The organism is Flavobacterium sp. Arc3 (assembly GCF_041431375.1).
Classification (GTDB): Bacteria; Bacteroidota; Bacteroidia; order Flavobacteriales; family Flavobacteriaceae; genus Flavobacterium.
The window spans coordinates 96633-123005 of record NZ_JASMRI010000009.1 but is presented as its reverse complement, the minus strand read 5'-3'; the positions used below and the strand labels follow the sequence as shown (position 1 = coordinate 123005).

The 26373-nt window shown below is 34.7% G+C and carries 27 protein-coding genes; 8 read left to right on the top strand and 19 right to left on the bottom strand.

All coding sequences use genetic code 11. From position 1 onward, the window contains the following. Position 1: 1 nt before the first annotated feature. The 3 genes from QO200_RS08550 to rsfS all read right to left on the bottom strand — a co-directional run bounded on the left by QO200_RS08550 (position 2) and on the right by rsfS (position 3033). Positions 2-607, bottom strand: a complete 606-nt coding sequence (locus QO200_RS08550) for a lactate utilization protein B/C (protein ID WP_371538683.1) — start codon at positions 605-607, stop codon at positions 2-4. A gap of 113 nt (positions 608-720) precedes the next feature. Next, entirely contained in the window at positions 721-2643 is a 1923-nt protein-coding gene (gene ftsH / locus QO200_RS08545) for an ATP-dependent zinc metalloprotease FtsH (protein WP_371538682.1), read from the bottom strand. Between the two features lie 18 nt (positions 2644-2661). Continuing rightward, on the bottom strand, positions 2662-3033 hold the full coding sequence (gene rsfS, locus QO200_RS08540) for a ribosome silencing factor (protein WP_074722868.1): 372 nt from the start codon (positions 3031-3033) through the stop codon (positions 2662-2664). Positions 3034-3129: 96 nt separating this feature from the next. Between rsfS and QO200_RS08535 the strand changes: the two genes are divergently transcribed. Continuing rightward, entirely contained in the window at positions 3130-3858 is a 729-nt protein-coding gene (locus tag QO200_RS08535; protein WP_371538681.1) for a biotin--[acetyl-CoA-carboxylase] ligase, read from the top strand. A gap of 83 nt (positions 3859-3941) precedes the next feature. On the opposite strand, the gene QO200_RS08530 is transcribed toward QO200_RS08535, so the two are convergent. Continuing rightward, on the bottom strand, positions 3942-4334 hold the full coding sequence (locus tag QO200_RS08530; RefSeq protein WP_371538679.1) for an SRPBCC family protein: 393 nt from the start codon (positions 4332-4334) through the stop codon (positions 3942-3944). A gap of 12 nt (positions 4335-4346) precedes the next feature. Next, entirely contained in the window at positions 4347-4997 is a 651-nt protein-coding gene (gene pyrE / locus QO200_RS08525) for an orotate phosphoribosyltransferase (protein WP_371538678.1), read from the bottom strand. A gap of 7 nt (positions 4998-5004) precedes the next feature. Between pyrE and QO200_RS08520 the strand changes: the two genes are divergently transcribed. Continuing rightward, positions 5005-5607, top strand: coding sequence for an NUDIX hydrolase (locus QO200_RS08520; protein ID WP_371538676.1), 603 nt, complete (start codon positions 5005-5007; stop codon positions 5605-5607). 7 nt (positions 5608-5614) lie between these two features. Here QO200_RS08520 and QO200_RS08515 read toward each other — a convergent pair whose 3' ends face one another. Continuing rightward, positions 5615-7342 (bottom strand): M14 family metallopeptidase, encoded by a 1728-nt coding sequence (locus QO200_RS08515; protein ID WP_371538674.1) that lies wholly within the window; start codon positions 7340-7342, stop codon positions 5615-5617. A gap of 137 nt (positions 7343-7479) precedes the next feature. Here QO200_RS08515 and QO200_RS08510 point away from each other — a divergent pair, with 137 nt between their 5' ends. Next, entirely contained in the window at positions 7480-8826 is a 1347-nt protein-coding gene (locus tag QO200_RS08510; protein ID WP_371538673.1) for a DEAD/DEAH box helicase, read from the top strand. Between the two features lie 98 nt (positions 8827-8924). Here the strand turns inward: QO200_RS08510 and eutC are convergent, their stop codons facing one another. The 8 genes from eutC to QO200_RS08470 all read right to left on the bottom strand — a co-directional run bounded on the left by eutC (position 8925) and on the right by QO200_RS08470 (position 15483). Beyond that, a complete protein-coding gene (gene eutC, locus QO200_RS08505; RefSeq protein WP_371538671.1) occupies positions 8925-9665 on the bottom strand; it encodes an ethanolamine ammonia-lyase subunit EutC in 741 nt (246 codons plus the stop codon). Positions 9666-9679: 14 nt separating this feature from the next. Continuing rightward, complete coding sequence (locus QO200_RS08500; RefSeq protein WP_371538669.1) at positions 9680-11056, bottom strand: ethanolamine ammonia-lyase subunit EutB; 1377 nt, start codon at positions 11054-11056, stop codon at positions 9680-9682. A 47-nt stretch (positions 11057-11103) separates the two neighbouring features. Continuing rightward, the gene (gene eat, locus QO200_RS08495) at positions 11104-12405 is read right to left on the bottom strand and encodes an ethanolamine permease (protein WP_371538668.1); all 1302 of its coding nucleotides are present in this window, start codon (positions 12403-12405) and stop codon (positions 11104-11106) included. A 223-nt stretch (positions 12406-12628) separates the two neighbouring features. Further along, positions 12629-13207, bottom strand: a complete 579-nt coding sequence (locus tag QO200_RS08490) for a PhnA domain-containing protein (protein ID WP_371538667.1) — start codon at positions 13205-13207, stop codon at positions 12629-12631. Between the two features lie 101 nt (positions 13208-13308). After that, positions 13309-13764 carry a pantetheine-phosphate adenylyltransferase gene (coaD, locus tag QO200_RS08485; RefSeq protein WP_371538666.1) on the bottom strand — a complete coding sequence of 152 codons (456 nt, stop codon included), beginning with the start codon at positions 13762-13764 and terminating at the stop codon, positions 13309-13311. 72 nt (positions 13765-13836) lie between these two features. After that, positions 13837-14232, bottom strand: a complete 396-nt coding sequence (locus QO200_RS08480) for a YetF domain-containing protein (RefSeq protein ID WP_371538664.1) — start codon at positions 14230-14232, stop codon at positions 13837-13839. Positions 14233-14280: 48 nt separating this feature from the next. Continuing rightward, on the bottom strand, positions 14281-14502 hold the full coding sequence (locus QO200_RS08475) for a hypothetical protein (protein WP_371538662.1): 222 nt from the start codon (positions 14500-14502) through the stop codon (positions 14281-14283). Between the two features lie 9 nt (positions 14503-14511). Continuing rightward, positions 14512-15483 carry a D-alanine--D-alanine ligase gene (locus QO200_RS08470; protein ID WP_371538660.1) on the bottom strand — a complete coding sequence of 324 codons (972 nt, stop codon included), beginning with the start codon at positions 15481-15483 and terminating at the stop codon, positions 14512-14514. Between the two features lie 296 nt (positions 15484-15779). On the opposite strand from QO200_RS08470, the gene QO200_RS08465 reads away from it, so the two are divergent. Both QO200_RS08465 and QO200_RS08460 read left to right on the top strand, forming a co-directional pair. Next, the gene (locus QO200_RS08465; RefSeq protein ID WP_371538659.1) at positions 15780-16397 is read left to right on the top strand and encodes a PASTA domain-containing protein; all 618 of its coding nucleotides are present in this window, start codon (positions 15780-15782) and stop codon (positions 16395-16397) included. Then, complete coding sequence (locus QO200_RS08460) at positions 16387-17427, top strand: RluA family pseudouridine synthase (protein WP_371538658.1); 1041 nt, start codon at positions 16387-16389, stop codon at positions 17425-17427. Before QO200_RS08465 ends, QO200_RS08460 begins: the two co-directional genes overlap by 11 nt. A gap of 147 nt (positions 17428-17574) precedes the next feature. Here the strand turns inward: QO200_RS08460 and QO200_RS08455 are convergent, their stop codons facing one another. From QO200_RS08455 to QO200_RS08445, 3 genes are all read right to left on the bottom strand, one after another. Beyond that, positions 17575-17835, bottom strand: coding sequence for a hypothetical protein (locus QO200_RS08455; RefSeq protein WP_371538657.1), 261 nt, complete (start codon positions 17833-17835; stop codon positions 17575-17577). Between the two features lie 349 nt (positions 17836-18184). Next, positions 18185-18796, bottom strand: a complete 612-nt coding sequence (locus tag QO200_RS08450; protein WP_371538786.1) for an alpha-ketoglutarate-dependent dioxygenase AlkB — start codon at positions 18794-18796, stop codon at positions 18185-18187. Beyond that, positions 18772-19101 carry an Ada metal-binding domain-containing protein gene (locus tag QO200_RS08445; RefSeq protein WP_371538656.1) on the bottom strand — a complete coding sequence of 110 codons (330 nt, stop codon included), beginning with the start codon at positions 19099-19101 and terminating at the stop codon, positions 18772-18774. The genes QO200_RS08450 and QO200_RS08445 overlap by 25 nt, the downstream gene beginning before the upstream one ends. A gap of 225 nt (positions 19102-19326) precedes the next feature. On the opposite strand from QO200_RS08445, the gene QO200_RS08440 reads away from it, so the two are divergent. After that, positions 19327-21807, top strand: a complete 2481-nt coding sequence (locus QO200_RS08440) for a zinc-dependent metalloprotease (RefSeq protein WP_371538655.1) — start codon at positions 19327-19329, stop codon at positions 21805-21807. 119 nt (positions 21808-21926) lie between these two features. Next, a complete protein-coding gene (locus QO200_RS08435) occupies positions 21927-22172 on the top strand; it encodes a hypothetical protein (RefSeq protein ID WP_371538653.1) in 246 nt (81 codons plus the stop codon). Between the two features lie 173 nt (positions 22173-22345). Here the strand turns inward: QO200_RS08435 and QO200_RS08430 are convergent, their stop codons facing one another. Together QO200_RS08430 and nhaA are read right to left on the bottom strand one after the other, a co-directional pair. Next, positions 22346-23698: a TIGR00341 family protein gene (locus QO200_RS08430; RefSeq protein ID WP_371538652.1), complete on the bottom strand. Its 1353-nt coding sequence runs from the start codon at positions 23696-23698 to the stop codon at positions 22346-22348. Further along, positions 23679-24869: a Na+/H+ antiporter NhaA gene (gene nhaA / locus QO200_RS08425; RefSeq protein ID WP_371538651.1), complete on the bottom strand. Its 1191-nt coding sequence runs from the start codon at positions 24867-24869 to the stop codon at positions 23679-23681. Before nhaA ends, QO200_RS08430 begins: the two co-directional genes overlap by 20 nt. Positions 24870-25504: 635 nt before the next feature. Here nhaA and yaaA point away from each other — a divergent pair. Continuing rightward, complete coding sequence (gene yaaA / locus QO200_RS08420) at positions 25505-26263, top strand: peroxide stress protein YaaA (RefSeq protein WP_371538649.1); 759 nt, start codon at positions 25505-25507, stop codon at positions 26261-26263. The last annotated feature ends 110 nt before the right edge of the window (positions 26264-26373 follow it).

Genomic DNA, 26373 nt, shown 5'->3' with positions numbered 1-26373 from the left:
TTTAAAGATCTTCTAAAAGCAGCAAATAAAGATTTTTTGCAGAACTACCATATTGGGTAAAGTCTTCTTCTTTTGCTTTTTCAAAATATTTTATAGCAGTAATATTCGTTGGGATATCTCCTTCGTACTTCTTTTTTATAGCACTAAGCCCATCGCTTTTTATAGCAAGTATTTGGGAAGTTGTTGCTAAAACAACAATATTAATAGGCAACTCATTGGGTTTGTCTTGTTTGATCTGTTTTGAACAAAATAAGATAGAACCTTCTTCTGCAATTAGATTTTCGCAATTTGAAAAAAGGAACTTAGGGTTGGGTCTCTTTTCGTGACTGAGTTTGTTTTCATCCAGTATATTGAAAAGTTTGGGTTCATGACACAGTACATTACTTTCGTACCAGTCATTTTCTTGAAGAATATTTTCGAATTGTTCTTTAACCTCTTCTAAATTTTCGCAGTATAAAAACTTACCACCGTTTTTTTTGAAATTATAGATAAATTGTTCATCGATAGACATACTTGTCGTGTCTGGAAGGAAAGTACTATTCTCTTTCTCTTTTTCCTCATGTGAAGATGAAATACTAGAACCAAAAATTTTTCTGAAAAGACTCATATTATGTTAAGGTACTTTTTATATTAAGTTGAAACCGTTCAAAGATAAAAAAATCTTAATTCAAAAGCGGATTTTGAATTAAGATTTTAAAAATAATTAAATTAGTGTTTTATTTAAGATACTGTTTCTTCAAGGTTTTTATCAAATGCCCTCTTTCCGAAAATAGCTTCTAAATCATCTTTAAAGATAACTTCTTTTTCAATTAGTATATCTGCTAGTTGGTTTAGCTTGTCTTTATTCTCTTCTAAGATTTCAATAGCTCTTTGGTACTGTCCTTCAATAAGTAGCGAAATTTCAGTATCAATAATTTTTGCAGTTTCTTCAGAATACGGTTTAGAGAAATTATATTCCCCTTGTCCCGTTGAATCATAATAGGTAACATTTCCTATTTTATCGTTCAATCCGTAGATGGTTACCATAGCACGTGCTTGTTTGGTTACTTTTTCTAAATCGCTTAAAGCACCTGTAGAAATTCTACCAAAAGTGACTTTTTCAGCTGCTCTTCCTCCCATAGTAGCGCACATTTCGTCTAACATTTGGTCAGCACGAACAATTAAACGCTCTTCAGGCAAGTACCATGCCGCTCCAAGACTTTGCCCTCTAGGAACAATAGTTACTTTGATAAGTGGTGCTGCATGCTCTAACATCCAACTTATTGTTGCGTGTCCCGCTTCATGGATAGCAATTGCTTTCTTTTCTCCAGGAGTTACAATTTTGTTCTTCTTTTCTAAACCACCTACTATTCTATCGACAGCATCTAAGAAATCTTGTTTGTCAACCGCAGTTTTGTTATATCTGGCAGCAATTAATGCTGCTTCATTACAAACATTAGCGATGTCAGCTCCTGAGAAACCTGGTGTTTGTTTAGCCAAAAATTCAGTATCAAGACCCTCCACTTTTTTCAATGGTGCAAGGTGTACTTTGAATATTTCAGCACGCTCACGTATGTCTGGTAAATCTACAAAGATTTGTCTGTCAAAACGACCAGCACGCATCAACGCTTTATCTAAAACATCTGCTCTGTTTGTTGCCGCTAATACAATTACATTTGAATTGGTACCAAAACCGTCCATCTCAGTAAGTAATTGGTTCAACGTGTTTTCTCTTTCGTCATTTCCGCCTGACATATTGCTTTTTCCTCTTGCTCTACCTACTGCGTCAATTTCATCAATGAAAATGATTGCAGGAGATTTTTCTTTTGCTTGTTTGAATAAATCACGTACACGTGACGCACCCACACCTACAAACATTTCAACAAAATCAGAACCTGACAAAGAGAAGAAAGGTACTTGTGCTTCTCCAGCGACTGCTTTTGCTAATAAAGTTTTTCCAGTTCCAGGAGGCCCTACAAGTAAGGCTCCTTTTGGTATTTTACCACCAAGATTAGTGTATTTCTCTGGGTTTTTCAAGAATTCGACAATTTCTTGTATCTCTTCTTTTGCCCCCTCGAGTCCTGCAACATCTTTAAATGTAGTTTTTACGTCTGTTTTTTCGTCAAAAAGTTTTGCTTTAGATTTTCCAATATTGAAAATTTGTCCGCCGCCGCCGCCGCCGCCTGACATTTTTCTCATAATAAAAATCCAAACACCAATGATAATGATGATAGGCAGTAAACTGATGAAGATGTCAGACCAATTACTTTTTGACAAGAAATTGAAATCTTGCAATTTACCTTCACTAACTGCTGCTTCTAACTTGGTTTGTAATATTTCATCATTACCAATTACAAAAGTGTAGTGCGGTCCTTTGTTAGGGCTGTCAAATATATCTTTTGCAACTTTTTTATTTTCAGTTAATTTTAATGCACTAGCTGTAAGGAAAACTTCAGCGTCCGCTTTATTGTAAACAATTACTTTTTCAATTTCGCCTTTATCTAAAAGCTCATTAAATTTTGATGATGTTATATGTGCTGGTTCTTGTAAACTGGAGCTACCAGTTACAAAACTAATAAATAAGAAAATAAGTAGTATGGCTGTATAAACTAGCCAAGGGCTTACTTTAAATTTGTTAGGAGTAGGATTGTTATCTTTAGCCATTCTTCTGTTTTTCTTTCTTTAGTATTTGTTTTCTATTGTAGTTATTTTTGCATCTCCCCACAAACTCTCAATATTGTAATATTCGCGTATTTGTTTTTGGAAAACATGAACTACTATATTAACATAATCCATAAGTACCCATTCTGCATTGTCAGATCCCTCAACATGCCATGGTTTATCTTTTAATTCTTTTGAAACAGTTTTTTGAATGGAGTTAACAATTGCGTTAACTTGTGTGTTTGAGTTTCCGTTGCATACAACAAAATAGTCGCAAACTGCGGTGTCAATATCTCTTAAGTCGAGAATATCTATGTCATTTCCTTTTACTTCTTCGATTCCCTTAATAATGTTTGCCAGAAGGTCATCATTATTTATAGTCTTTTTTGCCATGAATTATTTTTATATAAGTTTGTAAAGTTACCATTTTTTGTGATTATTTTTGGCTCTTAACATAATATTAAATTCTGTTCCATAAATAACTACAAAATGAAACTAATCAAACTCGGTGCCATAGATTCAACAAATGAGTTTCTTAAAGGATTATCAAATAGGCAAGAGCTAGATAATTTCACCGTTGTAATTGCCGAGAAACAAACCAAAGGAAAAGGGCAAATGGGGTCTGTATGGGACTCTGAGGAGGGTAAGAATCTAATATTGAGTGTTTTTATCAAGGATCCATTGTTAAATGTAAATCATATTTACAATCTCAATATTGCTGTAGCAGTATCGGTTGTTAACGTTTTAGAAAGCTATAATATTCCTGAATTAAGTATAAAATGGCCGAACGACATTATGTCATATAATTTTAAAATTGGTGGCATTTTGATAGAAAACAGCCTCAAAAGTGACGGAGCTGTTTCTTCTGTTGTGGGTTTAGGGCTAAATATTAATCAAACAAATTTCGAGAATTTACCGAAAGCGTCGTCATTAGCTGTTATTTGTAAAAGTCAGTTTGATAAAGAACAACTGCTTTTTGATATTATAGAAAAGATGAAGCAAAATATTGTTTTAGTACAGAAGCAACCAGAGGCTTTATGGATAAAGTACACTGAGAGACTTTTTAAAAAAGGTGTTCCAATGCCTTTTAAAGATAATTATGATAAAAAGTTCATGGGAATTATTCAGGGTGTATCTGCAATTGGAAAGCTGCAGGTGCTTTTAGAGGACGATAGTATATGTGAATACGGTATTAAAGAAATTCAAATACTTTACTAATTACAGGCAGTCGATTTCTATGGGGATAAAAAAAAGCCTTTTAGTTTGTGCTAAAAGGCTTTAAATATTATGTGGGTCAATATTTATAATTTTGACATATTGTTTGCTAATGCTTCGATAAATTTACCAATAGGTCCTTTTATCATCATCGCCATCATAGGGTTGAAATCACCTTCAAAATCAAGTTTCACGGCGCTTGAGCTATCTGAAACAGCATCAATGTTTGCTATTAAAGTGAAAGGTAGTTTATCGCTTGCAGCTCCAAGTACCACTTTGCTTGGTGCTACTTTTTCTTTCATTTTTAATTTGATCTCTGGCATCCCTTTTAATCCAAAAATAAAAGCATCTTCTCCGATTACCTCAAATTTAGCGATGTTATCCGGCATTAATTTTTCAAAGCTTTTTACATCAATCAATAAATCGAATAATTCTTGGGCTGATTTTTGAACAGTAACTTTTGGACTTTCTAAGTTCATATTGTGGTTGTTTTATTTATTTTCAACACCCCAAGTAGATGGAGAAACACTCCATTCTCTAAGTGTTTTTTCTTCTTTTTCTGTGATATAACTTTTGGCAACAGCCAGATTCAACAAGTTTTGATAATTGCTCAAAGTGTATAAATCAATTTTTGCATCTTTAAAGTTTTGTTCAGCTACATCAAAACCATAGGTAAAGATAGCTGCCATTCCTTTAATATTTGCGCCAGCTGCACGCAAGGCTTCCACGGCATTTAAGCTGCTGTTTCCTGTGCTGATTAAATCCTCAACAACGACTACATTTTGTCCTTTTTGTAAGAAACCTTCTACTTGATTTTGACGTCCGTGTTTCTTTGCTTCTGGGCGTACATATACAAATGGAAGTCCCATGCTCTCGGCAACAAGTATCCCAATTCCTATTGCTCCAGTAGCAACACCGGCAATAACATCTGGTTTTCCAAATTGTTTTTCAATATTTTTAGAAAATTCATCTCGGACGTAATTTCTTATCGTTGGAAATGAGAGGATTAGGCGGTTATCACAATAAATAGGTGATTTCCATCCAGAAGCCCATGTAAAAGGATTTCCTGGATTCAATTTAATTGCATTTATTTGTAAAAGCAATTCGGCTGTTTTTTCGGCAGTATCTTTATTAAAAATCATAATACAAATGTATAAAGTTTTTGTTAACGACAAACCACTTTTTTTGACAAATAAAATTTCAAAAGAAACAGATTTTCAATTGTTCTTACTGGAAAGTATAGACATTGAGCAACTTATCGTAAAAATATTTCAAAATAAAATTCAAAAAGCCTATCTCTATCATCCAGATGAAAAGGAAATTATGAAGACTTTGAAAGCTAAAATTCCTGTTTGCAAAGCAGGAGGAGGCTTTGTCTATAATAAAAAGGGAGAGATTTTATTCATTTTCAGGAATGGAAAATGGGATTTACCGAAGGGAGGTATTGAGAAAGGAGAGGAAATTGAAAATACCGCGATGCGTGAAGTGGAGGAAGAGACTGGAGTAAATCTATTAAGAGTTACAAAAAAACTTCAAAAAACCTATCATGTTTTCAAACGCAACGGGAAATACAAGCTTAAAATTACCCACTGGTTTGAGATGCAATCTGATTTTGAAGGTGTGCCTCAAGGCCAGCTAGAAGAAGGTATCGAGAAAGTAGCTTGGTTGAAGCCAGAGGAAGTTCCAATGGCTTTAAAAAATTCGTATGAAAACATCAAATTATTGTTTGAAGAAGAAGCTCATGTTGAATAGTGCTTTTTTATAAAACACGATAGATAGGGTACTGTAAATGGGCTTTTTCATAATAGACTGAGTGTTTGTAAACCCACTCTAATTGTGCCTGGGGACTTTTTGTGAAAATAGAATCGGTGATTTTTTTCTGTTCCATTTCCGCTTTTAGTTGCGGGCTGTCTTTTAATATTTGGGCTGCAGTATCCTCAAAAACATAATCAGAGTACCCCTCTTTTTGTTGTAACATGGTGTCAAAAAAGTTCCAATTGAAAAAAGAATCAATTCCTTGAGGCTCTAAGGTTTCCAATAGATATTTTACACCTTTTTGTTGGGTGTTGACCACATAATCTCCTTTGGTGAAAGCCACTGTTTCGTTTTTAGTAATTACTTTAGTGTCTCGATGAATATAGTGTCCTTCATAGGGAGCTGCCGAGGTCTTATAATCGGCAATTTTATAACTTTGCACTTCAATCAGGGTGTCGTTTTTTAACTGCGAAAACGCAATATTATTACTTTTTAATAAGTCAATCACATTCCAAAACGCTTTTGGAATGATATACGCTTCAGGAATAATGATTTCGTTTACAGATTTGTATTCTTTTAAATAAGGAATGTCTTTTTTGTATGGTTTAGTTCTATCGTAGAACAACCGATTTCCATTAGTCACTTCACTTTTTTTATGTCCAGCTTCGAAACCTAAAAACGAAAATTTAGAGGTTTTTGTGGTGTCAATTTCCCATTTGATGGTATAGGAATTTTTAGGCGCATATTGTTCTTCGTTTTTCAAGCGCATTTGTTTAATTTTTTGGTAATTGGTATCCATAAAATCAATTGTGGAGCGCATGTAATCGTAGGTTGCTTTTACGCGATCAGCATATTTTTTTAACATGTGTGTTTCTACGACAAAACCTATGGTATTAAATAATGATGTGTAACCTGTTGAATATCTAGGGTTATCAAAAAATTGCATAAAACCATTGTCTGGTGTTTCGCTGAATGCATTAACATAAGGAGTAGTGGCCACGTTTTTTTTCTGTAAATCAAGAACAATCGAAGGCATCATTTCAGTATCCAGATAGCGGCCTAAAACGGTTCCTAACTGGTTTTGCTGTGTCATGATATAGGTTAGTTTGTATTGATAGTCAGCACCATTACTTACATGATTGTCAATAAAAACATCGGGGTTTAGTTTATGAAAGAGTTCAGCAAAACTTTTTGTATTTCTCGTATCCGATTTAATGAAATCCCGATTCAAATCATAATTTCGGCCATTACCACGAAAACCATAGATTTCTGGCCCATCCTGATTTGCTCTTGTAGTCGAATTTCTATTCAAAGCTCCGCCGATATTATAAACGGGGATAGTGGACACAATTGTGTTTTTTGGAGTTTTTATTTTTCCTAAAGCCAAATCTCGAAATAATTGCATCGTAGCATCAATACCATCGGGTTCTCCTGCATGAATGCCATTATTTATCAATAAAATGGCCTTGTTTTTTTGAATTTCACGAAGATTAAAAGACTTTTTAGAATTAAAAATCACTAAATGTAAGAGCTCTCCACTATCTGTTGCTCCCATTTTTAGTATTTTTATGGAAGGAAAATCATTAGCCAATAGAGTGTAATAATCGATGGTTTCCTGATACGTTGCCGATTGATTTCCATTTCCTTTTTCGAAAAAAGTACTGTATTTAGTATCGTTTTGAGCAAAATTTGCCAGAGAAAATAGTAGGAATAGAACAGTTAAGAATCTCATATCTAGTTTTATTATGGTGTAAGCCAAATGTAATATTTTTTTAAGGCTAATTTAAAAGATAGATTTCATAAAAATGAAAAAGAGGTCTGAATACTAAAAACTGAGGACTGAGCACTTTTTTTAATTACTTTTGCAAAATGAATAAGAGACACCATTCCAATAATATACTTTTGAATTTAGGGATCGAAAACCTAAATGAAATGCAGGAAGCAGCACAAGAAACGATCTTAAATGATAACAATGTTTTGTTGCTTTCACCTACAGGTTCAGGGAAAACCCTAGCTTTTTTATTACCTATATTAGAAATGTTACAACCCGAAATCCTTTCGGTTCAATGTTTAATTCTGGTTCCTTCAAGAGAATTAGGATTGCAAATTGAGCAAGTTTGGAAAAAAATGGGTACAGATTACAAAGTAAATGTATGTTACGGAGGTCACTCTATCGAGACCGAAATAAAGAATTTAAGTAATCCGCCAGCTGTTTTAATAGGAACTCCGGGGCGTATTGCAGATCATATTGACAGAGGTACTTTTAGAACTGATAAAATTCAGACCTTGATTTTAGATGAGTTTGACAAATCACTGCAATTGGGTTTCCATGAGCAAATGTCATTTATAATTGGGAAACTAACGAAACTGAACAAACGCGTTTTAGTTTCGGCTACTTCAGATATTGAGATTCCAAAATATACCAGAGTTGTAAATCCGACGATTTTAGACTTTATTCCAGAAAACGAGCAAGAAAGTAATCTTTCGACAAAATTGGTTGTTTCTAAGGAAAGAGATAAGATAGGGAGTTTGTTTAATCTTATTTGTTCGTTGAAATCGCAATCGGCTATTGTTTTTTGTAACCATAGAGATGCTGCAGAGCGTATTAGTGATACTTTAAACGAAAAGGGCATCTATTCTACTTATTATCACGGCGGAATGGATCAAGACGAGAGAGAACGGGCCTTAATCCAATTTAGAAATGGAAGTGTGAGTTACTTAATCACTACTGATTTAGCTGCTCGTGGTCTTGATATTCCTGAAATGAATCATGTTATCCATTATCACTTACCTTCAAAAGAGGATGAGTTCACGCATAGAAACGGTAGAACGGCGCGTATGCTTGCTACGGGAACAGCCTATGTGATTGCTCATGAAAGTGAGAAAAAAGTGGACTATATTAATTACGGAATGGAAGTTTTTAAAGTAGAAGATACGGTTTCATTGCCAAAACCTCCAGAGTTTCAAACGATCTACATAAGTGGCGGAAAGAAGAATAAATTAAATAAAATCGATATTGTAGGTTTCTTTTCTCAAAAAGGAAAATTAGAAAAAGGCGATTTAGGATTAATTGAAGTAAAAGATTTTATTTCTTTTGCGGCAGTCAAATTTAATAAAGTAAAAGACTTGCTTCATAACATCCAGGATGAAAAAATGAAAGGGAAAAAGTTCAAAATCGAAGTGGCTAGAAAAGTGATTAAGAAAGAAGAGGAATAGATTTAGTAGCAATCTTAAATCTATTTAATAATTTAAAAACCTACAATTTTTGATGTTTAAAGAACGTCTAAAGTTGTAGTTTTTTTATTAATTTAAATTTATTCAGATACGTAATAATCAGTAAAATCATCTTTTAAAGCCACACCCGATATTTGTCTGCTAACCATTTGTTGTATCAAATAGGTTAATTTTTGAGCCGCAAATTCATAGGGTAATCCATCACGTTGAATGTTAGAAACACAATTTCTTTTTTCATCTGTGTTTCCTTTTTTTGGATTTAAAGTGATGTAAGCTCCCATACTTGTAGGGGAACTCAAACCTGGTCTTTCTCCAATTAATATCAAAGCAATTTTAGAATCTAAAATTTCTCCAATTTCATCCGAAATGGCTACTCTTCCATATTTCACAACAATTATGGGTCCGATATCTTTGATTTTTAGTTTCGGAAGCAACACTTCGATTAGCTTCATTGCATGAAGATTCACTGCTTCTGCCGAAAGTCCATCAGCAATAATGATGCATAAATCTGCTTTTTTTTGGGGATATTCTTTTAGTTGGGTACAGCTTTGATCATGGAGTACCCGTCCTTTATTTGGATTTCGAAGATATTCACTGGTATTTGTAATCTGACTTTGTGTGAAAACGATGTTTAATCCAATTTTTTTTGCATCTTCCTTGATATTTAGAACATCTATTTCGGTACTTATCGCATCTTTTGCAAGAGCATGTGCCATCCGCAATTGTAATACTTCATTGGTAGGTAGTGCATTTCCAGCTCTACCAAGTGCAATTCTTGCATTGGTAAATTCTTTTAATTGATGCCAGTTGTCTAATTCCATACTTTTAAATAGTATTACCGTTTTATTAGTTCTAATAATTTATTCTGATTTTGGGAAAGCAAGAGTTCGTTTTTGTGATTCATAATTCCCATATTGATAAGCCATTCTTCAAATTCAGGTGCGGGTTTCAAACCCAGCAATTTTCTAATATATAAGGCATCGTGAAAGGAAGTACTTTGATAATTAAGCATAATATCATCTGATCCCGGAATTCCCATTATGAAATTACAACCTGCAGTTCCTAAAAGCGTCAATAAAACGTCCATATCATCTTGATCTGCTTCGGCATGATTGGTATAGCAAACGTCACAGCCCATTGGTAAACCCATTATTTTGGCACAAAAATGATCTTCTAGACCAGCTCTAATTATTTGTTTTCCATCATATAAATATTCAGGTCCAATAAAACCCACTACTGAGTTCACTAAAAAAGGATCAAAGGCACGGGCCACGGCATAAGAACGTGCTTCGAGCGTTTGTTGATCTATTCCATAGTGTGAATTAGAAGAAAGAGAGCTGCCTTGTCCTGTTTCAAAGTACATAACATTAGTACCAATAGTTCCTCGGGATAAAGATTGTGCGGCTTCATATCCTTCTTTTAGTAGCGCTAAATTGATTCCGAAACTCGCATTTGTTTTTTCGGTTCCTCCAATAGATTGAAAAACTAAATCTACGGGAGCGCCTTGTTCAATTGCCATAATGGTATTGGTTATATGACTAAGGACGCACATTTGTGTGGGAATTTGATACTGCAATCGCATATCGTCGAGCATCTTCAATAAATTTATTTGAGTGGTGATATTATCAAAAGCAGGATTGATACCAATCAGTGCATCTCCATTTCCATAAAATAAGCCATCAATTACTGAGGCTAAAATTCCTTTGACATCATCTGTTGGGTGATTAGGTTGAAGTCGTGTGGATAAATGTCCTTTCAGACCAACGGTACTTCGGAATTTTGTAATCACCTCACATTTTGAACTCACCAAAATTAGATCTTGCAAGCTCATGATTTTTGAAACAGCAGCTGCTATTTCCGGAGTTATTGCTTTCTGCAAAGCAGTGAGTTCTTTTTTTTGTATTTTATTGTCGAGTAAATAATTGCGAAAATCACCTACGGTAAGATGTGCTATATTTTTGAAACCCTCTTTATCGTGAGTATCAAAAATCAAGCGGGTTATTTCATCAATTTCATACGGAATTAAGGGATTGTTCAAGAATTCACTGATGGGTAAGTGAGCCAATGCCATTTGAGCGGCTACCCGTTCTTGATAAGATTGTGCAGCAATCCCAGCCAGTTGATCGCCAGAACGCAAGGGAGTGGCTTTCGCCATTAATTCGGCTAAAGAATTGAAAACAAAAACAGTATTATTTACAGTATGTTTAAACATTGTTATGATTTATCATGCTTAATAATGTTGGAAGAGGTATAAAATTACTATTCTGATTTATAGAAAATCTTGAACAATAAATAGCCTAAAAGTATTGCTCCAAAATACCATAAAGCCAAAATAGGATTGAAATAAATCATTGCTATTAATGAAATAAGACCAATTAATAATGCAGTAATGGGTAGAACAGGATATAAAGGTACAACAAAAGGACGTTCTAAGTTGGGTTCTGATTTTCTTAATCGAAGTAGCGACATCATCGAAAGAATATATAATGTAAGCGCTCCAAAAACAGCTATAGTTATTATTTCGCCCGTTTTATTGGTAAATAAAGCGGCAATTCCTATAAGTGTATTTACAATTAACGCGTTGGCAGGAGTTAGAAATTTAGGATGTACTTTGCCTAGGAATTTTGGCGCGAAGTCTATTTTTCCAAATTCCATAGTGGCTCTTCCTCCAGCAAGTATTAGTCCGTGGAAAGACGCTATTAGACCAAAAAGTCCAACTCCTATCAGTAAATGGTACATCATACTATCTGTTGATAGCGCCATTCCCATAGCCATTGGTAACTGAGAATCGGATAAACTGCCATCTCCTTTGTAAACTACTTTTTCCCAGTCTCCAACGCCTATGGTTGCTGTAAAAACCATAACGCATAATACCACAAGAGTCAGTATGGCGCTCCCAAATCCTTTGGTAATATCTTTTTGAGGATTTATCGTTTCTTCGGCTACATTTGCCACGCCTTCAATACCAAGAAAAAACCATATTGCAAAAGGGATAGCAGCAAAAACACCTTCCCAACCATTTATACTTGCATTAAGGGTGAATTTTTCGGAAGAAAAATGAGGAATTGTTACGCCAAAGAATAGTATTAATTCGGCGACAGCTAATATGGTAATAAATAATTCAAATGTAGCGGCGATTTTTACGCCAAAAATATTTAGAGCTGTAAATAATAGATATGCTATAATTGCTGTAGGTAAAATGGGGATTTGAGGGAAAGAAAGATTTAAATACGCGCCAATAGCTATAGCAATTGCAGGTGGGGCGAATACAAATTCTATAATTTGTGCCAGTCCAGTAATAAACCCTATGTCTTTGCCAAATGCTCTGTTAGCATAATCAAAACCACCACCTGCTTTAGGGATGGCACAAGATAATTCACAATAGGAAAAACTAAAACAAACGTACATGATTGTTATGATGAAAGTGGCGATTGCCATTCCAAAAGTGCCTCCTTTCTCCAATCCTAAATTCCAACCAAAATACATTCCTGAAATCACATAACCTACTCCAAGCCCCCACAGTAATACGGGTGAAAGTGTTTTTTTTAGATGTGCACTCATAAAATATATTTTGAATTATTTGTAGTTAAGAAGTTAAAACTATAAATATTATTTCAAATAAATTCACTTTGACGGATTATTGTTATGTGGCATTGGTGTTATTGATGAATAATTTATTTTTTAACTTTTGAATACGGATATAATAATATATTTAAGGTTAAAACAAAAAAAATACGTTTTGAATTTTCAAAACGTATTTTTTTATGCAATCTGAATTTTAAAACTATATTTTCTTCACGTATTGTGTAATGATTACGATCGTTTGCCCGTCTACTTTACCTTCAATGAATTCGGCATTTTCATGATCTAGTCTGATGTTACGCACCGCAGTTCCCTGTTTTGCTACCATACTTGAACCTTTTACTTTTAAATCTTTGATCAAAACTACTGAGTCACCAATTTCCAGAATAACTCCGTTGCTGTCTCTGTGGATGACTTTGTTTTCATCTTCTTCTCCTTCACCCGTCGCTTGAGCCCAGGCTAAAGTATCTTCGTCAAAATACATTTGGTCGATTAATTCTTGAGGCCAACCCGCAGAACGCAAACGGCTCAACATTCTCCAAGAAACTACTTGCACTGCAGTATGCTCGCTCCACATGCTGTCGTTAAGACATCTCCAATGGTTTAGATCTTCATTTCCCGGTGTTTCGATTTGGTCAATACAGGTACTACAAGCCATTATACTTTCGTCTAATCCGCCTTTTTTAGTAGGTAGAACTTCGTATACTTTTAGGTTTTCAGTTGCTGCACAAAGTTCACATTTCGATCCGCTTCTTTTGTTTAATTCTCTTTCTATGCTCATTGTTGAAATTTGTTATGATTTGGCGAAAATACGGTTATTTAAGTATTTCCTCTAGTTTTATGCTATTTAGTGTCTGTTTATTGCAAACGGAACACTAATGACTACTTAACTCTCACGGCTTTTGGAACTAACATTTGGTATTCACCGCCGTTTCTTAATACGTCACGGACAATGCTGGAACTGATATAGGAAGTACGTGCTGCGGTAAGTAAAAATACCGTTTCTATTTTTGACAAATGTCTGTTTGTGTGTGCGATGGCTTTTTCGAATTCAAAATCGGCAGGGTTACGTAAACCACGCAGAATGAAATCCGCTTTGATTCTATGACATAAATCAATCGTCAGTCCTTCATATGTAATCACCGTAACTTTTGGTTCGTCTTTGAATGTTTCCTCGATAAAACGCTTTCGGTCTTCTAGGGAAAACATGTATTTTTTTTCGGCATTAACACCAATTGCAATAACTATTTCGTCAAAAAGAGAGACTCCTCTTTTTATAATGTCTTCGTGTCCTAATGTTATAGGATCAAACGATCCAGGAAATATGGCTTTTCTCATTGAGGTTTATTCTTAATCATCAAATTTAAAATAATAAATTAGATTTAAGTTATACGAGTTGTTTTAATTGCTTTAACCCACTCTTGTTTTTTGCAGTGGTGGCATATCGCTACTCCTGGTTTTTTTTTCTTCTGTAAAACCACAAAAGGTACAGGGATAGATTCCGCTTTCAGCTATCATTTTACTCTTAGCATTAAACAAAAAGGGGAGTATGGGTAAGCCAAATTTTACTTCTTCATCTTCATAGTAAAAGGTGCTGATTTCGCCAGAAGTTTCCATAAAAGCATTTTTTACTTGCCCTAAATGTTCAATAGATTTTAGACGGAGTTCCGAGAAAAATTCATCTTGCGCTAAGCTTTCTTTTTTGAATGTAGTGATTGAAAATCTCCCCTCATTAATTATACATTCTGTTTTTCCTTCTATAAATTCTTCAAAAGTTTTGTTCTTTGCAGCTAGCCAAGTTATCATTCTATACAGAAGAATGATAACTACAAACACTGTAATTGCGGGAAGAATTCAAACGTCTTCATAAAGCATGGGGTCACCGGCAGCAGATCCTAATGCAATAATAATTACAGTTTCAAAAACAGAAAGTTGTTTAACGCCTCTTTTTCCTGCAATTTTTAAGGTCAGCAAAAGCACAGTAAACATTATTACGGAACGAAAAATGACCTCGAAAAGAAAAATTTCGGGTAGATCGTTAAATAAAATGCGACTCCATTCAAAAATATCCTTCATGAATTATTATTATTTTAGAGCTAATTCTATTGCATTGGTAAACAAATCTTTCAGAGGAATTCCCGCTGCCAACGATTGTTGCGGAATTAGGCTTTCTGGTGTCAAACCTGGAATAGTGTTCATCTCTAACATGAAGGGCTCGTCATTTACAATGATAAATTCTGTTCTAGAGAAGCCTTTCATTTTTAGCAGTTCGTAGGCTCTTTTAGCGATAGCACCTACTTTCTCCGTCATTTCATCAGAAATTCTGGCCGGTGTAATTTCTTGTGATTTTCCAAGATATTTTGCCTCGTAATCAAAGAAATCATTGTCTGAAACAATTTCAGTGATAGGTAAAACGGTTATTATTCCTTTGTAGTTGATAACACCCACGGTAACCTCGGTCCCGTCAAGGAAGCTTTCTATGATGATTTCGTTGTCTTCCTGATAAGCCACCTCGATGGCAATAGGCAATTCAGCTTCGGTTTTTACTTTTGAAATTCCAAAACTGGATCCTGCTTTATTTGGTTTTACAAAACAAGGCAATCCTACTTTTTTTACAATTTCGTCTGTATAGATTTTGTCCCCTTTATTTAAGTAATACGAAACGGCACTTTTTATACCGTATGGTTTTAACACAGAAAGAAAATCTCTTTTATTGAAGGTAAGTGCTGACTGGTAGTAATCACAAGAGGTTTGTGGAATTTCTAGCAATTCAAGATAGGCTTGCATAAGTCCATCTTCACCTGGAGTTCCATGTATGGCATTGAAAACGCAGTCGAAATTAATCTTAGTTCCGTCAACGGTAACTGAAAAATCATTTTTATCGATGGGGAATTCTGTTTCGGCATCGTCTACGTAAACCCATTTTTCTTTTAAAATATGGACGCAAAACCCTTTGTATTTGTTTTTATCTAAAAATTGGTATACTACATTCCCACTGATTAGGGATATTTTATATTCACTGGAATAACCGCCCATGATAATGGCAATGTTTTTCATTCTTTTTTGTTTTAGGTTTAGAGTATTATTTCAACTCAAATTTATGTTTTGAAAACGAATTGAACTAGCCCTGATAGAAGCGACATCCTTTTCTTGTTCTCGTTTTTTAACGAGAGCAGGAAAAGATATAGCGGATAGCAGGAAATAGCTCCTAATTAATGTCTGCTTTGCTAAGTAACATTTTAAAAATGTATTTCTAACAAGGCTGCTAACGGACGTTAAATAGTATTAAACAAAATTATCATTTTTTTTGAAACGAATAAGGTATATCTTTGCCGTATTATAAAAATAAATTTATGAGTTTACGTAAATATCTTACCAGCCGTGTGTTTCTTGTTCAAGTATTTCTAGCCGTTTTGATAATTGCCGTTTTGGGATTTCTCTTTATGCACTGGTTGACTTTTACTACAGATCACGGAAATGAAATTACAGTTCCTAATTTGAGTAAATTAACGGAGGAGCAAGTCGAAGAAAAACTGGATGAGTTAGATCTTGATTATGTATTACTGGATAGCGTGAATTATAAAAGCGACTACCCTAAGTTTTCTGTGGTACAACAGGATCCTTTGCCAGGGGCTAAAGTGAAAGTAGGGAGAAAAGTCTATATTAAAATTAACAGTTCTGGGTTTTCATCCGTGAAAATTCCTGATTTAATAAATAAAACGTATCGTGAAGCGGTTCCTACTTTAAAAGCGTTAGGACTTGAAGAAGGAACGATTACCTATGTGCCAAATCTTGGAAAAGACATGGTGCTAGAAATGCGTTTCAAGGGTAGAAATATAAAACCGGGGGATAAAGTCTTGAAGTCTTCTAAAATCGATTTGGTTTTAGGTGACGGGAAAGCGAGTTATGAAGAAGATTTAGGAACGGATGAGAGTGCAAATCCAACAGAAGAATTACCAAATGAACAATAATGTAGAGTCAGTTGACTTAGAAGAAGAATTATACGAACACTTTAAATTTGAAGTTCCTAAAGGACAAGCGCCTTTGCGAATTGACAAATACTTGATGAGCTTGATTCAAAATGCAACCCGAAATAAAATTCAAATTGCAGCTACGGAAGGAAATATTTTTGTGAACGATGCGACCGTAAAGTCAAATTACAAAGTAAAAGCTTTTGATGTAGTACGTGTGATGCTGACGCATCCGCCTTATGAAAATCATATTATACCGGAGAATATTCCGCTAGATATTGTTTATGAAGATGATACCTTGTTGTTGATTAACAAAAAACCAGGAATGGTTGTTCATCCCGGACACGGAAATTATACTGGAACTTTAGTGCATGCGTTGGCTTATCATTTTGATAATTTGCCAATGAACAGCAGCGAAAGACCTGGACTAGTACACCGAATTGACAAAGACACTTCAGGATTATTGGTTATTGCTAAAACGGAAGCTGCCATGTCACATTTGGCCAAACAATTTGAAGCTAAAACATCCGAAAGGGAGTATGTGGCTCTTGTATGGGGGAATGTAGTTGCTGATGAAGGAACTATTGAAGGTAATGTGGCGCGTCACGTAAAAGACCGTATGCAAATGGCTGTTTTTTCTGATCCTGAAATAGGGAAGCCAGCAGTTACACATTATAAGGTTTTGGAACGTTTTGGTTATGTGACATTGATATCATGCCAACTGGAAACGGGAAGAACACATCAAATACGTGTTCACTTAAAGCACATTGGTCATACTTTATTTAATGACGAGCGTTATGGCGGTCATTTGATTTTGAAAGGAACGACGTTTACTAAATACAAACAGTTCATAGACAATTGTTTTAAAATATTACCAAGACAGGCTTTACATGCCAAAACGCTTGGATTTGTTCATCCTACAACGGGTGAGATGATGCGTTTTGATACGGAACTGCCTCAAGATTTTCAAGATTGTATTGAGAAATGGAGAGGGTATTCTAAAACTAATTTAACAGAAGAAGGCGAGTAAAGTCTTGGCCTACTGTAGGATTGTCTCAGATATTGACGTTAATGAAAATCCCTCTTGATAACAATCGAGAGGGATTTTTTATGTTTTAATTACTTTTAGTAATAGGACTGAGTTAAATCCAGCAATGATTAATATATAGTAAACTAATTACTTGGTTTGTTGCAATTCAACTTTTTTATTGTCTACAAACAGTCTGCAGCTTACAGAGAAAAAACCTGAGAGATTGGTTTTAATATTTAGTTCTGCTCCATTTGTAGCTGTTAGTTTTCCGGTCATTTGACTTGGAGTAATGAAATTTAATTGTTCGTCCTGTAATTGATTATTTACAAATAATTTTTCGCCAGTAAACCAGCCGTTACGTACTTTTATTTCAGAACCTTCATAGGTTGCAATCCATTCACTTTTCATAATAGTATTGTTTTTTGGTTATGTTTATGGGAAACAAATTATTTACTAACTAACAGTGTTAATGTAAATAGAGTTACTGTTTACTTATTCAGTGCTTTTAAAATGCGTTCTTCATTTATGATTATATCTCTAAAAAGGACATGTGGAAATACTTGATATTTTGATGTTTTGAATACTTCAACAATTTTTAACAATGTTGATTACTAGATTTTACTTCTGGATTATTTTCCACGACAAAAAATGATATCCAAAAGTATTTTAGCTTATTCGTAAATAAAAGGATTGTAAAGTTGGAATCCAATACCCCCTTTTAGTGATATTGGCATATACTCTTAACGCAAGCAGTAGCTTACTTCAACTCAATTGTTCTAAAAGTGAGGTTCACTCTCGGAGTAGTGACGCGTGTAGTAGGAGGTAGGCGGTGCAACCAATGAGTCTGAGTTGTACCTTTCATCACTAACAAGCTGCCGTGGGCTAAGATTTTTGATACAGTTTCCTTGCTGTCTTTATGTTTGAAGGCAAACTTTCTTTCTGCACCAAAGCTCACTGAGGCAATTGCTCCGTTTTTCTTAAGATCTTTCTCGCCATCACTGTGCCAAGCCATACCTTCATTACCGTTATGGTATAAATTGAGCAGACAGGAATTGTATGTTTCCCCTGTTTTTTCTTCTACAAGGGATTTTAATTTCAGTAACTCGGGAGTCCAGATTAAGGCTTGCTTGGTGGTGTTAGAATAGGTATAGTTAAAATTGGTATCGCCGTACCAAGCTACTTTTCTTTTAGTAATAATGAGTTTGCCAAAGATGATCGCTTCGTCGTTTTTCCAGGCAATGGTTTCCAATAAGTTCTTTAGATAAAAGTTGGCTTTCTGCAACGGCATGATGTGGCCATAATAGAGCACCGTTCCGTCTTTAGGGAGCAGGTTTTGGTTTTCGTCTAATCCGGTGCTGAATAAATCCATTGTTTGTATGCTGTTTTCATGCAATGACCACAAGGTCGGAAATTGTTTTGAATTGCTTCTGCCTCAGAGGTAAAAAACACTCGATTTTCTTTTTTTAGTCGCTTGCCTGATTTGAAGCGCGAAGTTCCTTGAATTTTAAGGTTGCTGTTTCCTGCCCACTCTGAAAAAAGGCCTTGAAAATGGAAGGGACTCAGATGTACTATGGCAGCAACTTCATCACGGTTGAGTTTGTCTTTAAAATTCTGGATGATATAGTCTATTGCTGCTGCAATGCGATTGTCATTAATAGTTTGCTGCGGATTCATTCTATTTCATATTATAAAGCAAATATCGCAAGTATTATGTTAATATAAAATCTGAAACTTGCTCCATTGTAGTATTGAAAGAGCATTAACTAAAAAAACACGTTCAGTCTACGTAAAATGGACTCTTGTACAGTTGTTAATTATAAGTTAAATGTGCTTATTAAAACGATTATAGAGAGGCTTAAAATTATTTTTGGTGCTGATTAATCATTAAACAACCATTAAATGAAGAAAATATTCATTTTAAGTACATTGGCTGCTTTTATATTTGCACCAAGTCTAGCATTCGCCCAAAAAAAGTGGCACATCGATCAGAAAAAGAATAAAAAAGCAGAAGTCGTTGCTCCAGCCGAGAAAAAACCAGAGGCAACAATTAAACCCTATGATAAGGTAATTACTAAAGGTGCTGTCTCAGATGACGGTTTGTTTACAGTGCATAAAGTAGATAAAAAATATTATTTTGAAATCCCCAATAAATTATTGGATAAGGATATGCTTTTAGTCAGCAGACTATCGAAGTTACCTTCTAATTTGGGCGGTGGTTATGTTAATGCGGGTTCAGAAACAAACGAGCAATTGGTTGTTTGGCAACGTTTCCAAGATAAAATTTTAATCAAATTAAAGTCTTATACTGCGGTGGCCAATGATAGTTTGCCAATTAGTATTTCTGTGAGAAACAATAATTACGAACCCACTCTTTTCGCCTTTGATATTGTTGCTTTCAGTAAAGATTCAGCTAATACGGTGATTGATGTAACCAAATTTTATGGAAGTGATGTTAAAGCTATTAGTGGATTATCGGCTAATATGAGAGAAGCTTATAAAGTAAAAGGCATGGATGACTCCCGCAGTTTTATTACTGCTATGAAAAGTTTTCCGATGAATATTGAGGTAATTCAGGATTTTACATATAATGCGGGTAAACCTCCCGTACTTGAAGATACGGAAACGATTAGTATCCAGATGAACCAATCGATGATCTTACTACCTGAAAAAATGATGCAACCTCGTCTCGCCGATCCAAGGGTGGGCTGGTTTACCATGAGTCAATATGATTATGGAAGTGAGGAGTTAAAATCAGATAGTAAAACGTACATCCGTAGATGGCGATTAGAACCAAAAGATCCTGAGGCTTACGCCAGAGGGGAACTGGTAGAACCGATAAAGCCTATCGTATATTACATTGATCCCGCCACACCAGAAAAATTACGTAAATACATCAAACAAGGTATTGAAGAATGGCAAAAACCATTTGAAACGGCAGGTTTTAAAAATGCTATTATCGCCAAAGATCCACCAACAAAGGAAGAAGACCCTGATTTTAGTCCGGAGGATATGCGCTATTCTGTAATACGTTATGTAGCTAGCACAACGCGTAATGCAGTAGGGCCGAGTGTTTCTGATCCCCGCACGGGAGAAATAATTGAGAGTGACGTAATTTGGTATCACAACCACCTGCGCTCGTACCGTAATCGCTATTTATTAGAAACAGGAGCTGCTAATCCATCGGCACGAACACTAAATACTAGTGATGAGGAAATGGGCGAGATGATGCGTTTTGTTATTGCTCATGAAGTAGGACATGCACTTGGTTTTCCACACAATATGGGAGCGAGTTGCGCCTATGATACCGAGAATTATAGAAATGCAGCTTTTACACAAAAAAACGGAATAGCAGCGAGTTTAATGGATTATGCCCGTTTCAATTATATAGCGCAACCAGGAGACGAAGGAGTGCGCTTTATTCGTCAAATGGGACCGTACGATCATTATGCAGTAAATTGGGGCTACAGAGTAATTCCTAACTCGGTTTCTCCAGAGGCAGAAGTACCTACTTTAGATAAATGGATTCTGGAAAAAGCGGGAGACCCAATGTATAAGTTTGGTAAACAAAGTAGCAGTTTTGATCCTACTTCACAGACAGAAGATATTGGGAATAGCTCGATGAAAGCGAGTAGCTACGGCCTTAAAAATTTAGAATACGTTGCGACACATTTGTCAGAATGGACTAGTGATGTGACTAATAGTTACGAGGATTTAGATGAATTATATAAAGAAATGCTGGATGTCTGGAGCAGGTACGTAGGTCATGTTGTTACCAATGTGGGGGGCGTATTTGAAGATACTAAAAAGCCAAATCAAAAAGGGGTTATTTATACGGTCGTTCCTAAAGCACAGCAGCAAGAAGCGATGCAGTGGTTGCAAAAGAATGCTTTTGCTTCGCCTACTTGGTTGGTGAATGTGAAGACTTTAAGAAATACAGATTATTCTGGTTATACAGATCGTTTTAGAAATTTACAAGCAAGACATTTGAATAATGTCTTGAGTTTTGATCGTATTGGGCGATTAATGGATGCTGAAATTTTAGGAACAGCTAATTATACTGCTTTGGATTTACTTCGTGATATGCGAAAAGGAATCTGGAAAGAAGCTAGTACTGTTACAACAGTGTCAATTTACCGCAGAAACTTACAACGTGCCTATATTGAAAGAATGGAATACCTTATGACGGAGGAAATTAAACCGAGTCGTTCTGGAGATTATTACAATGTATCACAATCTGATGTTAGAGCTTTAGTAAGAGGTGAGTTAACAAACTTAAAATCGGTATTGGGAACAGCAAAGAATAGCGCTGTAAGCACAGAAACTAAATACCATTATGCGGATTGTATTCAACGAATCGCTTTGATTTTAGATCCTAAATAAAGAAAAAAATAGACATAAAAGAGTCTCACATTAGAAATGCCCCAAAAAGTTAGCAACTATTTGGGGCATTTTTTATGGAAAGAAAAGTTAAGAATATTTACACCTTTAAACTTGAATGTGTGCAATCGGTTTTAGACGAACATCAATCGTGCGGTGTTGTTTTTCAAAGCAAAACGGACTTTCAAAATCCCAACTGCAAAAAGGGATTAGATTATGCAATTAATACGGAGGCAATAGGTTATCGCTTTCTAAAAACAGAATCTGTTCCATTGATTTTAAAATCATTATCACCAGAATATCTATCTTTAAGTAAAAGCTGTTTGTTGTATACTATTAGAATCTACTATTATAAAATGGAAGAATGATTTTGCTAATTTGAGTATTGAAGGATTTAAACCAACAGGCAGCCCCAAATTTATGTCTAATTTTAAACGCAAAAACCACAAATCTTATAAGCTATTAAGGTGAAAAGAAGCACTTCTTATAGAAAATGAAGCTTTACGATGTGAACTTTTTTAGGTCTAGTATCTAAATAATCTTATTTTTTAACGACTCCTTTTACTTCTATTTTATTAACCGATTTGATAGGTTGCCTGTAGACTTCAACATCATCTTTAACTAAGCGTTTTTGTAACCACAGAGATAATTTCTCTTCGGAGGTTTGCGGAAGGCCCTTTATACTTTTGTAGATTAATACGGGTACCGTTTTAGTGCTGTCTGTACTTTCATTAAAAGTATGATTGGACATTGAAATATTATTTACCTCAGGAAACAAGATTTGTATTTCAGCTAATAAGGCTTTATTGTTGTACTTGTTTGCGGTAAGCTGATTTTTCAGGCTCAAAATTGAAACGTCTTTTTGACTTAGTTGTGATTTGTTAAAATTAATTTCGTTTAGGATGTCACTTTTAAGATCTGTTGTGTCTTGCATTATAACAAGCTTAGTATTATTTATATCGTACTCTGTAAGTTTTTGATTTAATTTTTTAATTTCAGCTGCACTATATCTTTTTGAAAGAAATCCAAGTTCCAGTTTTTTTGGATTTTGATTGAATTTGGTTTTCTTATACAAAACGGCAATTCCTTTATTTGAAAACTCATTTTCCGTGAAAAGATCAACCTGGTGTTGGTATTTTTTTTCTTCAATTAATTGGTAGGCAAAATAGATGCTGGGTAAGATTAATACAGTGATCAAACCTGAAATAATATACTTCACCTGTTTTTGTGCTTTCTCATCTAGTTGCCTTTTGATAGGGTAGTTTAAATATTTTACGATGAAAAAAGTAGAAATGCAAATGAACACACAGTTGATAGAGTACAAATACATGGCGCCAAAAAAGAATTTAAAACTCCCTAATGCCAGACCATATCCTGCGGTACATAGCGGTGGCATAAGCGCTGTTGCTATGGCAACACCAGGTATAGGATTCCCTTTTTCTACTCTTGTTATGGCAATCGCACCAACCAAACCACCAAAAAAGGCAATAAGAATGTCGTAGATATTGGGTGAAGTTCTAGATAATAATTCGGGTTGCGTTTCTTTAAATGGGCTGATATAAAAATAGAGGGTAGAAACCACGAGACCAACAAGGGTCGCAATCAGTAGGTTTTTTAAGGATTTCTTCAGTAAATTGAAGTCGTAAACACCTAGTCCAAAACCGGCTCCTATAATGGGACCCATTAACGGCGATATTAACATCGCGCCTATTATCACGGCGGTAGAATTTACATTTAATCCTATAGACGCCACAACAATAGCACAAGCTAAAATCCATAAATTAGACCCTCTGAAGGAGATGTTAGACTTTACGAAGTCCAAGACTTTGTTCTTTTCTTCTTCTCCCTTGCTTAGGTTGATGTAAGCAAAAAGACTATTTAATATTGTTTTCATCAACGCCTTCTTTTAAAGTGTTTTTCAAAAAGAGGAAGCCTATTATTCCTGCTATTAAAGAAGAAAGAAGAATGATAAACTTAGCATTGCTAATTATAGTTTGGTCATCAAAAGCAAGTAACGTTATGAAGATAGACATTGTAAACCCAATACCTCCTAAAAATCCGACACCAATAATTGTTTTCCAATTCAAATCAGAAGGGAGTTTACAAATCCCCAAAGAGACAGCTAAAAGGCTAAAGATATAAATTCCCAATGGTTTACCTACAATTAACCCTAAAGCGATTCCAATGCTGTAATGCTGAGCGATAGTTTCTCCAATGTTTGAGCTGATAACAATTGCTGTATTGGCCAGCGCAAAAAGCGGAAGTATAAAAAACCCAACCGGTTTATGTAGAAAATGCTGTAAAATAGATGAGGTAGATTCCTTATCCCCATTCCCAAACGGGATAACAAAGGCTAATAATACTCCTGTAACAGTAGCGTGTATTCCTGAGTGTAGCATAAACCACCACATAATAACCCCACCAACAAGGTAAGGAATAAGACTTTTAACTTTCATACGATTAAGCACAAACAATACTAACATTGTACCTAATGCATAAAATAGATTAGCCCAAAGAATAGTTTTAGTATAAAATATGGCAATAACCATAATAGCTCCTAGATCGTCTATTACCGCTAATGCTGTTAAGAATATTTTTAAAGATAGTGGTACGCGATTACCTAATAAAGATAAAATTCCCAATGCAAAAGCAATGTCGGTTGCCATAGGGATACCAGCTCCGGCCTGTGCAATAGTTCCGTAGTTAAGCATTAAATACAGTCCTGCAGGAACAAGCATTCCTCCTAAGGCTGCAAATATTGGTAATAAAGCATCTTTTATGTTTGATAATTCACCTTCGTATATTTCTCTTTCTAATTCTAAACCAATTAATAAAAAGAAGATGGTCATTAATCCATCATTAATCCAGTATTCCAAACTTTCTCCTCCCAGTTTCATATGCCAGGTGTTAATATATTGCGTCCCAAATATTGAATTTGCCATAAACAAAGAAAATATGGTGCAAGCTATAAGTATAAGTCCAGTTGATTTTTCGCTTTCAAAAAATTCATTAAATAAATCTGAATTGTAAATGCGCTTTATTGTTTTTTCTATTTTTGTCTTCATGTATTCTTTTTACCCTAAAACCGGAAGAATTTCCGCTTTGTTACTAATTTAATGGACTAATTCTTAGATTTACAAAAATAGCTAAATAGTTACTAATCTCCTCCTAGAAATCCATAATATTATCAGAAGTTACGGTATTAACAATCCTAAAACAGGAATTTGAATTCTTTTTTTTTGATAATCGGATACTAATGCAAAGTGATTTTTATACGATTTAGTTGATAGGTTTCTTAAAAATGACATTGACAGAGTACTTATTTAGCAGGATATTAATAAAGAAAGTTAATCTAGATTGAATATTAGTAAGTCGGTTTGTGCATGTTACCCAATATGAAAATATGTTTGTTAAATTCATCAAATCCATTTTTAAAATAAGACCCGAGCGCTTTTTAATACTCTTCGCAAACTCACAACCAAATGTAATTAACTTGAGTTTGATGTGCTATCTCAAAAATGTAATCTATAAATAGCAGTAGTCTAATACAATTCAGAATCAAAAACTACATATTTAAATTTTGCTGTAATTTTTATTTTCTATCTCACCATTATACAAATCGATTTAGAAAGTTATGTTTACTGTTTTTCAATTTGTACTTTTGAGTTTGTATTAAAAAGAACCTGAAACAGGATTACTTATGAAAATTGTTATATCACCAGCCAAATCTTTAAATTTCGAGAAGGAACTACCTACTTCAAAATATACAGAATCTAGCTTCCTTAAAGAATCAAGACAAATCCAAAAAGTGTTAAAGCAGCAGTCGCCTAAAGAACTATCTGAATTAATGCATATTTCAGATAAATTAGCCGACTTAAACTGGAAACGCAATAAAGATTGGAAAACTCCTTTCACGACAGAAAATGCTCGCCCAGCGGTATATACTTTTGATGGTGATGTTTACACTGGATTAGATGCTTATACGATTCCAACAGATAAATTAGACTTATTACAAAATCAGTTAAGAATTTTATCAGGCTTGTACGGAGTTTTAAAACCGTTAGACTTAATGCAAGCGTATCGTTTAGAAATGGGAACGAAATTGCCTATTGGAGAAGCGAGTAATTTATATGAATTTTGGAAAGAGGACATTACTAAAAGCTTAAATAAAGAGCTTAAAGACGATGAACTGTTTGTTAATCTTGCTAGTAATGAATATTTCTCAGCGGTAAACGTAAAGGAATTAAAAGTACCAGTAATCACTCCTGATTTTAAAGATTATAAAGATGGAAAGTTAAAAATAATCAGTTTTTATGCTAAAAAAGCACGTGGTATGATGGTGCGTTATATTATTGATAAAGAAGCAGAAACAATAGAAGATTTAAAAGGCTTCAATTATGATGGCTATCAATTTGATGCAAATCTCTCAAAAGACAATCACCTAGTCTTCACGAGATAATGTACTGTTTGCGGTAAAAATATAAACCTATTTTAACTAAAAACTTCGCTAAGTCCGTTCTTTTTAAGAATGGTTTTAGCGAAGTTTTTTATAGCTATTTTACAAGCTTA